Source organism: Rhizobacter sp. P1_G5 (genome assembly GCF_056405435.1).
Map to the genome: position 1 here is coordinate 1 of NZ_JBFUCB010000269.1, position 7,650 is coordinate 7,650.

Here is a 7,650-nt window from a genome sequence, read left to right on the forward strand (position 1 = left end):
CCTGCCCTGTCGTCTGATGCCCCGGGCGGATGCGTCACGATGCTCTTCAGCTCGGGCCGCGGCGCACGCAGCGCTTGCAGGTCGGGCCGCGGCCGGCGCAGCGCAGGGCTCGCCTCGAAGCAGTGCTCGAGCGCTTGCGCGGCCGCGAGCAGCGCGCCATCCCCGCGCAGCCGACCGATCAGCTGCAGGCCGAACGGCATGCCGTGTTCGTCGCGCCCGCACGGCAGCGACAGCGCCGGGTTCGTCGCGAGCGTGACGACGTAGGTCAGCCCGAGCCAGTGGTAGTAGTTGCGCATGTCCTGGCCGTCGATGCGCCGGGCATACAGCTCGGTCCACGGGAACGGCGTGACCGGCGTGGTCGGCGCGATGATCAGGTCGTAGCGCTCGAAGGCGTGCGCGAAGCGCCGCGCGATGCGCGTCTGCTCGAGGTGCGCCCAGGCGCGGTCSGCSAGCGTGATCGACGCCGCCATCTCGACATTGGCGCGCACATTGGGCCCGAGCGTTTCGGGGGCGGTGCGCCAGGTGTCGGCGAAGGCGGCGACGAAGCTCTCGGCGCGCAGCGTGTCGAACGCCCGGTCGGCATCGCCCAGCGCGAGGTCGACGGGCTCGCAGCAGGCGACCCACGGCCGGATCGCTTCCACGCGCGCGCGAAACACGCGCCGGATCTCCGGGTCGACGATGCACAGGCCGAAATCTTCGGTCGTGCCGACACGAAGCCGGGACAGGTCCACCCCGGCGAGCGGCCAGAGCGACGCGCCGTGCGCCGCATGCGACAGCGGGTCGCGCGCGTCGAAGCCGACGGTGGCGGCCAGTTGCAGCGCGGTGTCGCCGACGTCGCGCCCCATCGGCCCCAGCACCGAGAGGACCGACCAGCCGAGCGGCCGCGCATCGTTGGCCACCAGGCCGGGCGAGGGCCGCAGGCCGACCACGCCGCACAGGGCCGCCGGGATGCGCAGCGAGCCGCCGGTGTCGGAGCCGGTCGCGATCGGCAGCATGTCGACCGCCAGCGCGGCCGCCGAGCCGCCCGACGAGCCGCCGGCGTTCAGCGCGGGGTCGAAGGGGTTGCCGGTCGCGCCCCACACCGGATTGCGCGTGTTGGCGCCGGCGCCCATGTCGGGCACGTTGGTCTTGGCGGTGACGATCGCGCCGGCCGCGCGCAGCCGCGCAACGAGCAAGTTGTCGTGCGCCGGCACGTTCGCGCGCCGGCCGATGTTGCCGTGGGTGGTGAGCAGCCCCGCGGTGTCCAGCAGGTCCTTCACGCCGAGCGGCAGGCCGTGCAGCAGGCCCAGCGGCGCGCCGCGCATCACGTCGGCCTCGGCCTGGCGGGCGCTCGCGCGGGCGCGTTCGAAGTCGGTGGCGGCGATCGCGTTGACGGCGGGGTTGAAGGCTTCGATGCGCGCGATGCAGGCGTCCATCAGCTCGACCGGCGAGACCTGCCGGCTGCCGATCAGGCGGCGCAGCTCGACGGCGGAACGCTCGGGCAGCGTGGGGTCGTGGCTCATGGTGTTCACTCCAGCGGAATGTTGGCCTTGTGAACGTAGGCTCGCAGCAGCGGCAGCTCCTTCGCCACGCGCGCATCGTAGAACGAGCCCGGCTCGTACGACACGTCGACGCCGGCCTTCTCGAGATCGGCGCGGATGGCGGCGTCCGCCAGCGTGTCGGCGAGCGCCTTGCCCAGCGTCTTCTGCACGGCGGGCGGCAGCCCGCGCGGCGCGACGATGGTGATCCACGGCAGCATCTCGAAGCCGGGGTAGCCGGCCTCGGCGACGGTCGGCACCTGCGGCAGCGAGGGCGAGCGCCGCGCCGACGTGACAGCCAGCGCCTTCACATGGCCGGCCCGCAGCATCGGCAGGGCGGCCACGTTGGTGTCGAAGCTCAGGGCCACCTGGCCGCCGATCAGGTCCGTCATCGCCGGCGAGCTGCCCTTGTATGGCACATGCAGGATGTCGACGCCCGTGGCCAGCTTGAACATCTCGCCGGCCAGGTGCGAGGTGGTGCCGTTGCCGAACGATGCGTAGGCCAGCTTGCCGGGCTGCGCCTTGGCGAGCGCGACCAGCTCCTTCACGCTGCGGGCCGGCAGCGACGGGTTGGCCAGCAGCACCAGCGGCGAGGTGCCGATCAGGCCGATCGATTCGAAGCTCTTCTGTGCGTCGTACGGCAGCTTGGCCTTCAGCRCCGGGTTGACCGTGAAGGTGGTGTTGGAGCTGATCAGCAGCGTGTAGCCGTCGGGGGCCGCCTGGGCCACCGCGCCCGCGCCGATCGTGGTGCCGGCACCGGCCTTGTTGTCGACGATGACGGTCTGGGCGAGCCGCTGTCCCATGCCCTTCGCGACGACGCGGGCGATCGTGTCGGTCGCACCCCCCGGCGGGAAGGGCACGACGAGCGTCAGCGGCTTCTCGGGATAGCCGGCCGCCCATGCCGGGCCGCATCCCAGGACACCGAGCAAGACAGCGAACAGCGGGGCGAGGCGGGTGGTGGTTCTCGACATGGGCGATCCTTTCGGAAGGAGAAGGGGGTCAGCGCAGACGTTGCGGCGCCAGGGCGTGCACGTCGATGCCCTGTTGCACCAGGTCGGGCGGCAGGGCGGTGCCGCGCAGCAGCGAGGCGGCCAGCGCCGCGGCGCCGGCCGCGCTCTGGATGCCGTAGCCGCCCTGGCCGGCGAGCCAGAAGAATCCGGGGCAGTGCTCGTCCCAGCCGATCACCGGCTCGCCGTCGCGCACGAACGAGCGCAGGCCGGCCCAGGTGCTGGCGGGCCGGCGGATCGTCAGCGTCGTGACGGCTTCGATCTGGTGGATGCCCAGCGCGATGTCGAGCTCCTCGGGCACCACGTCGTGCGGAACGGTCGGGTCGGCATTGGCAGGCGAGCCGAGCAGCCGGCCGGCGTCGGGCTTGAAGTAGTAGCTTTCGTCGACACCGACCACGGCCGGCCAGCCCGACACGTCCGAGCCTTCGGGTGCCTTGAACGTGAAGGCGCTGCGCCGGTGCGGCACCAGGCCGACCGGCGCCGCACCGAACACGGCCGCCACGTCGTCGGCCCAGGCGCCCGCGGCATCGACCACGGCCCGTGCCTGCACGGCCTCGCCGTCGGCCAGGCGCAGCGTCCAGCGCTCGTTGCTGCGCTGCGCGGCGATGACCTCCGCGCCGGTGCGGAGCTCGCCGCCGCGGGCGCGCATGCCGCGCAGGAAGCCCTGGTGCAGTGCGTTCACGTCGATGTCCTGCGCACCGGGCTCGTAGAGCGCTGCGTGCACCACGTCGGGCCGCAGGCAGCCGACGCGGGCCAGCGCCGCACCGGCATCGATCCGCTCGAGCACGCTGCCGCTGGCCGCCAGCGTGCGCTGCATGGCGTCCAGCAGGGCCTGCTGGCCGTGCGTGGCGAGGTAGAGCACGCCGCGCGGCGCCAGCAGCGGGGCGGAGGCGAAACCGTCCGGTGGCGTCTCGTAGAACGCCCGGCTGGCCCGCGTGAGCGCACGCACGGCCGGCGGGCCGTAGCTCTCCATGAACATGGCCGCCGACCGGCCGGTGGCGTGGTAGCCGGGCTGGGTTTCGCGCTCCAGCAGCAGCACGCTGCGTTCAGCGGCCAGCTGCCAGGCAAGCGACGCACCGGCGATGCCGGCGCCGACGATGGCGAGGTCAAATTCTCTCATACGAGAATTCTCACATGCGAGAATCATGCCGGCAACCCCCGCAAGAGAAACGATGCCCAAGCTTCGAACGACGAGTCGTCCGCCCGCTCGCACGACAGCAGCCGCCTTGCCCGACCGCGAGCGTGTCGGCGAGCGCCTGCGGGCCATCCGCAAGCGGCACGGGCTGACGCTGCAAGCGCTGTCCACCCGTTCGGGCGTCGCGCTGTCGACCCTGTCGAAGATCGAGCTCGGGCAGATCTCGGTGAGCTACGAGAAGTTCGCGGCGGTCGCGCGCGCTCTCGAGGTGGACATCGCGTCGCTGTTCGATCCGCTCGCCGAAGCGGCGCCGGCCGCGGGCCGCCGGCCGGTGGTCGTGCGCACGACGCTGGACGCGGCACCCCGCTACGACGCAGAGAACTACGACTACCGCATGCTCGCCACCGGCTTCCCGGCCAAGCGCATGACGCCGCTGCACGGCATCATCGTCGCGCGGCAGATGGCGCAGTTCCCCGACTACATCCGCCACCCGGGGCAGGAGTTCGTGATGGTGCTGTCGGGCCGCGTGCGCATCCACTTCGAGACCGGCGAGGTGGTTGACCTCGCGCGCCAGGAGTCGGCGTATTTCGACAGCGGCGTCGGCCACGTGTACCTGTCCACCGGCAAGGCGGACGCGCGCGTGGTCGTGGTGATGACGGAGTGAGAGGCGAGGCGCAACCCGGTCGGGCGGCCCGGACGTCGAAGTCCATCACGACGTCGGCCGCCGGCGCACCGGCGCTGCCGCGGTCGGCGAACTCCCAGCGGAACAGGTCGGCACCCGAGTCGCCGCGCAGCACGTCGTTGCCGGCGCCGCCCAGCAGGGTGTCGTTGCCGGCGCCGGTGCGCTCGTCGTCATTCGTGTGGATGGCGCTGCTCCGCGGCGTGCGCAGAATGAGGCGCTTGCAGGGAGAGCCTCCATGAGCCATGACATCGCGTCGCAGCGCCGGCGCCAGCTGCTGTTGTCCGGCCTGGGCGGATCGGCGTTGGCTGCCGAGCCGGCCCGGGCCGAGCCCGCGCTGTCCTCCGGTGGCCACCACCCGCCCAGCCTCGACACCCGGCTCACGCGCGGCTACGGCGTGCGCCATCCCTTCGTCGGTGCCGGCATGGGCTTCGTCGCGCTGCCGTCGCTGGTGGCGGCGGTGTCGAACGCCGGCGGCATCGGCGTGCTGGGCAACGGCATCGAGCCGCCGCCCGGCACGCAGGCGCTGATCCAGTCGATCAAGGCCATGACGGCGCGGCCCTTCGGCGTGGATTTCATCTTCGACGACTCGGCGTTCGGACCGCTGGTGACGGAGGCGCACATCGATGTCTGCATCGTCGAGCGGGTGCGCCTGGTGGTGTTCCACATGAACGTGCCGCCGCGGGCCTGGGTCGATCGGCTGCATGCGGCGGGGGCCCGGGTGTGGATGCAGGTGGCCTCGGTGCCGCAGGCGCTGGAGGCGGCAGCCGTCGGGATGGATGCGGTGATCGCCCAGGGCTCGCAGGCGGGCGGGCACAACAAGAGCGGCACGCGCACGCTCAAGCTGCTGCAGCAGGTGGTCCAGGCCGTGCGGCCGTTGATGGTGCTGGCCTCGGGCGGCATTGCCGATGGCCAGGGGGTGGTCGACGCCTTGTCCCACGGGGCCGATGGCGTCTGGGTGGGCACGCGCCTTGTCGCGTCGAGCGAGGCCCATGCGCATCCGGAGTACAAGCGCCGCATCGTCGAAGCCCGGGGGCACGCCACGGTCACGACCACGCTGTTCGGGCCGGAGTACCCCGGGCGGCCGTACCGCGTGCTGCGCAACCGGGTCGTCGATGAATGGGCCGGCAGGGAAGGGCAGGTGCCGAACCCGCCGCCGCCGCCCGCGGTCATCGGCAGCACGCTGCTGTTCCCGCTGACGCTGAAGCAGAACTACAGCATGCCCAAGTTCAGCGCCATCGTGCCGACGCCGGAGACGACCGGGGACTTCGAGGAGATGGGGCTGCCGGCCGGCTCGGAGAGCGTGAAGTTCATCAAGCGGGTGCAACCGGCCGGCGAGATCGTGCGGGAAATGATGGAGGAAGCGCAGGCGCTCATCCGATCGGCCTGATGGCCCCATCATCCTTTGATCATGACTTCGAAGGCGAGCGGTCCTAGATTCTTCGGATGCACCGGCCCGCCGACTCGAAGACCCCAGCTGATTTCTCACCCTCGTCCCGGCGCACCTTCCTGGTCAGCATGGCTGCGCTGGCGCTGCAGGCGTGCGGAGGGGGCGGAGGGGGCGGCACCGATGCCGGGTCCGCAGGCCCGGATGACGGCACCTGCGCTGCGGGCGCCACGGCGACCGGCAGCGGGTCGGCCGCGGCGAGTTTCGTGCACCCGGGCCTGCTGCACACGCAGGCCGACTTCGATCGCATGGCCGCGAAAGTCGCCGCGAATGCGTCACCGTGGATCGACGACTGGAAGGTGCTGGTGGCCAACCGCTACGCGAGCCCGACGGGCCTGCCCGATCCGCAGCCGACCCTCTACCGAGGCAATGACGGCACGCACGACGAGAACTACATGATCCTGGCGCGTGACATCGCCGCGGCCTATGCCTGCGCACTGCGCTGGAAGGTGTCCGGCGACGTTGATTGCGCCAACAAGGCCGTGCGGATCATGAACGCATGGGCGACGACGATGACCGCCATCGGGGGTGATTCGAACCGCTTCCTGGCGTCGGGCCTGTACGGCCACGAGTTTGCCAATGCGGCCGAGATCATGCGCAGCTATTCCGGCTGGGCTGCCGCCGATTTCGCCGCGTTCCAGAACTACATGCGCACCGTGTTCTACCCGGTGTGCAGCAGCTTCCTCGCGGATCACAACGGGGCCGACATCACGCACTACTGGGCCAACTGGGACCTGTGCAACATGGCCGCGATCATGGCGATCGGCGTGCTGTGCGACGACCACGGCATGTTCGAGGAGGCCGTCACCTATTTCAAGACCGGTGCCGGCAACGGCGCGATCGCGCAGGCCGTGTACTTCCTGCATGACGGCAACCTCGGCCAATGGCAGGAGAGCGGTCGCGACCAGGCGCACAACACGCTGGGCATCGCGCTGATGGGTCCGATCTGCGAGATGGCCTGGAACCAGGGCATCGATCTCTACGGCTTCGACAACAACCGCTTCCTGGCCGGCGCCGAGTACGTCGCCAAGGCCAACCTGATCGAGTCGGGCACGAGCTACTACGGCGTGCCTTACCTGGCCTACAACAATGCCGACAACGTCGACCAGGCCGTCCTTTCAACGGGATCGCAGGGCTCGGTGCGTCCCGCGTGGGCGCTGGTGTTCAACCACTATGTGAAGCGCAGGGGCCTGGCCGCGCCGTACACGCAGAAGTTCGCGGCGCTGGTTGCGCCCGAGGGCGGCGGCGGCAACTACGGGCCCAACAGCACCGGCTTCGACCAGCTCGGGTACGGCACGCTCACCTGCACGCGCGATGCGCTGGTGAGCGGGCTCGCGCCCAGCGGTCTCACCGCGCGCTCGAGCGCCGGCTCGGTGATCCTGTCGTGGTGGGGATGCGCCGAGGGGCTCAGCTACAACGTCAAGCGCGCGGCGTCGGCGTGCGGGACGTTCACGACGCTTGCCACCGGCATCGCCGATCTGCTGACCTACACCGACGCGGACGTCGCGGCCGGAACCTGGTACTACGTCGTCACCGCGACGACGGCGACCGGAGAGAGCGCCGCGTCAGGCTTCGTCACGGCCACGACCGACCTGCAATTGCACACGCGGCTGCAGTTCGACGAGACGAGCGGCAACAGTGCGGCCGACGCGACGGGCAACGGCCACACGGGCACCCTGGTCGGCGGTGCGAGCTTCGTCGCGGGACGCGTGGGCGGCGCCGTCTCGCTTGATGGCGTCACCGGCCATGTCAGCCTGCCCGACAAGCTCGTCGAGGACCTCTCCGACTTCACGCTCTCGGTCTGGCTGAAATGGAACGCAGCCACCCGGAACGCTCGCGTGTTCGACTTCGGGACGGGCACCGGA

6 protein-coding genes and 1 pseudogene are annotated in these 7,650 nt (G+C 71.1%); 3 read left to right on the top strand and 4 right to left on the bottom strand.

All coding sequences use genetic code 11. The features are described from left to right. The 3 genes from AC1D12_RS18430 to AC1D12_RS18440 all read right to left on the bottom strand — a co-directional run. The coding region (locus AC1D12_RS18430) for an amidase (protein WP_477842101.1) at positions 1-1,502 on the bottom strand (1,502 nt) is incomplete at its 3' end. Positions 1,503-1,507: 5 nt separating this feature from the next. Next, on the bottom strand, positions 1,508-2,488 hold the full coding sequence (locus AC1D12_RS18435; RefSeq protein ID WP_477842103.1) for a Bug family tripartite tricarboxylate transporter substrate binding protein: 981 nt from the start codon (positions 2,486-2,488) through the stop codon (positions 1,508-1,510). Positions 2,489-2,516: 28 nt separating this feature from the next. Beyond that, positions 2,517-3,644, bottom strand: coding sequence for an NAD(P)/FAD-dependent oxidoreductase (locus AC1D12_RS18440; RefSeq protein ID WP_477842105.1), 1,128 nt, complete (start codon positions 3,642-3,644; stop codon positions 2,517-2,519). Positions 3,645-3,696: 52 nt separating this feature from the next. On the opposite strand from AC1D12_RS18440, the gene AC1D12_RS18445 reads away from it, so the two are divergent. Further along, a complete protein-coding gene (locus AC1D12_RS18445) occupies positions 3,697-4,323 on the top strand; it encodes a helix-turn-helix domain-containing protein (protein ID WP_477826012.1) in 627 nt (208 codons plus the stop codon). A gap of 115 nt (positions 4,324-4,438) precedes the next feature. Here AC1D12_RS18445 and AC1D12_RS18450 read toward each other — a convergent pair. After that, positions 4,439-4,585: pseudogene (locus AC1D12_RS18450) on the bottom strand (hypothetical protein); the annotation flags it as partial. On the opposite strand from AC1D12_RS18450, the gene AC1D12_RS18455 reads away from it, so the two are divergent. Both AC1D12_RS18455 and AC1D12_RS18460 read left to right on the top strand, forming a co-directional pair. Next, positions 4,577-5,728, top strand: a complete 1,152-nt coding sequence (locus AC1D12_RS18455; RefSeq protein ID WP_477826013.1) for an NAD(P)H-dependent flavin oxidoreductase — start codon at positions 4,577-4,579, stop codon at positions 5,726-5,728. The pseudogene AC1D12_RS18450 and the gene AC1D12_RS18455 sit on opposite strands and share 9 nt — an antisense overlap. Positions 5,729-5,856: 128 nt before the next feature. Continuing rightward, positions 5,857-7,650, top strand: a 1,794-nt coding sequence (locus AC1D12_RS18460) for an alginate lyase family protein (protein ID WP_477842107.1), incomplete at its 3' end; no start/stop codon positions are given.